This is a genomic window from Aeromicrobium stalagmiti, from assembly GCF_013283745.1.
GTDB lineage: Bacteria > Actinomycetota > Actinomycetes > Propionibacteriales > Nocardioidaceae > Aeromicrobium > Aeromicrobium stalagmiti.
In genome coordinates this window covers 1-1,661 of sequence record NZ_JABSTZ010000012.1, presented here as the reverse complement: position 1 = coordinate 1,661, position 1,661 = coordinate 1, and the positions used below count along the sequence as shown (strand labels likewise).

Here is a 1,661-nt window from a genome sequence, read left to right as displayed (position 1 = left end):
TCCAGCACGCGTGATTGCGATGGATGTCGGCGAGCATGGCTTGCTCTGCATCGGCATCAGCACGGCGGCGCCATTCCTCTTTCGTCAGGTCCGGCGCGTTGCCCAAGCCCCATGCCTCGATCAGCGAATACTTGATGTCGCGGTAGTCGCAGATGCGCGTCTGCTTGCCGTGCATGGCCTGTACACGAAGTCGCACACAGGTGCGAGAAAGCCCCGTGAGCACCATCAGTTCAGCGGTGGTCAGCCCACCATCGCCCGCAGCCAGCAACGCATTGAGCACCTTGGCGGTGTTCTCCTCGTGCAACCTGCGGGCGCGTTCTGCAATGTGGGCCGGTTGCATGGTTACGCTGCCTTCTCACCGAACAGTTCCTGCACGCTGCTGGGCGGCGGCGGGTCGATGCTGATCTCGGTTTCGCGCTGGATCAGCGAGCACAGCGGGCCGACGACTTTCTCGTCGAGGTGCGCGATGGCTGTGAACGTGACCAGAACAGTGCCGCCTTCCTGCGGCGTGACCTTGAACTTGCCGATGCTGATCCCTTCGACCACGATGTCACTGCTGCCGCCGATGCCGTAAGGAATCGTCAGCGTGTAGCCCACGCCTTCCCAGTCCCATTTGAAGCTGCCCATCTTTGGAAAGCGCAGCGTGCTCTCACGGTCTTCATCGATCAGTTCGCCTTGGGCATCGCTCTTCTTGTAGAGGCAACTGCGCAGCTCGGGTGCGAAGAACGCCAGGCACTCATTGCCCATGGCGACGGTGAATTTCAGGTCAAACGCTGGCTTGCGTTCCTCGCCATGGATCTCCGCTCGTGCGTTCACGCTGTCGAGCTTGGCTTTCTGGTTGGTGAGTTCGAACATATGGGCTTCTCCGTGGTGGTGGCGGGTTACTGCTCGTCAGATTCGGTAGATGCGGTCTGCGTCGGCGTACCACGCAGCTCCTTCATGCGCGCGTTGTATGCGGCCTGCGCTTCCTTGATGTCGTTCTCATCGATGAGCTGCATCGCCTTGACCTTGGCGGCGTTCATGCCGTTGCGGTCTGTTGCCGCGGCGATTGCCTGAAGCACGTCGGCCAGCGTCACGATCTCCAGCGGCAGGATGTTGTGCTGCGCTTTCTTGCCTTTGGTGGCCGTCAGCGACACGCTGATCTCGCGGTCGATGTGGCTCAGGTGGCTGATGCGGATGCCGCCCACGGTCATGCCGCCGAAGCGCACCTGCTGATCGTTGTAGAGCGTCATCGACTTGCCGATCCAGCGGCGGCCGTCTTCGCCCCACGCAAAGATCAGCAGCTTGCGCATGGTCTTGCACGGCTTGTACGGACGGCCCATGTCGTTCTCGTAGTGCAGGATCACGGGCTGGTCTTCGCTGCCCATACGCACGTCGGTAACGGTGATGGTCATGTCGCCGGCCAGCAGTTGCTCTGCATTGAGCTGGTCCGACTTCGGCACGATGGTGCCGCGCAGGTCGGTCACGTCAGACATAGTTGAACTCCACTTCTTGAGGATTGAAGGCGTACGGCGGCATTTCGATTTCGGTGGTCTTGTCGGCATAGCCAGGCCACACGTTGTTTCGCAGGCATCGCTCGTAGATGTCCAGCAACCGGCGGTATTCGAAATAGCCTTCCTCGCGGCTGTCCTTGCCGAGCGTGTAGGCAGCGGCAGCAAACG

4 protein-coding genes are annotated in these 1,661 nt (G+C 60.9%); all 4 read right to left on the bottom strand.

All coding sequences use genetic code 11. From position 1 onward, the window contains the following. Positions 1 to 340: hypothetical protein (locus HQK15_RS18190; protein ID WP_173492923.1), on the bottom strand; the 340-nt coding region annotated here is incomplete at its 3' end. A gap of 2 nt (positions 341 to 342) precedes the next feature. Then, the gene (locus HQK15_RS18185) at positions 343 to 855 is read right to left on the bottom strand and encodes a hypothetical protein (protein ID WP_151038963.1); all 513 of its coding nucleotides are present in this window, start codon (positions 853 to 855) and stop codon (positions 343 to 345) included. A gap of 26 nt (positions 856 to 881) precedes the next feature. Beyond that, positions 882 to 1,466: a hypothetical protein gene (locus tag HQK15_RS18180; protein WP_173492922.1), complete on the bottom strand. Its 585-nt coding sequence runs from the start codon at positions 1,464 to 1,466 to the stop codon at positions 882 to 884. A 1-nt stretch (position 1,467) separates the two neighbouring features. Further along, a partial coding sequence (locus HQK15_RS18175) for a hypothetical protein (protein WP_217361851.1) occupies positions 1,468 to 1,661 on the bottom strand: 194 nt, incomplete at its 5' end.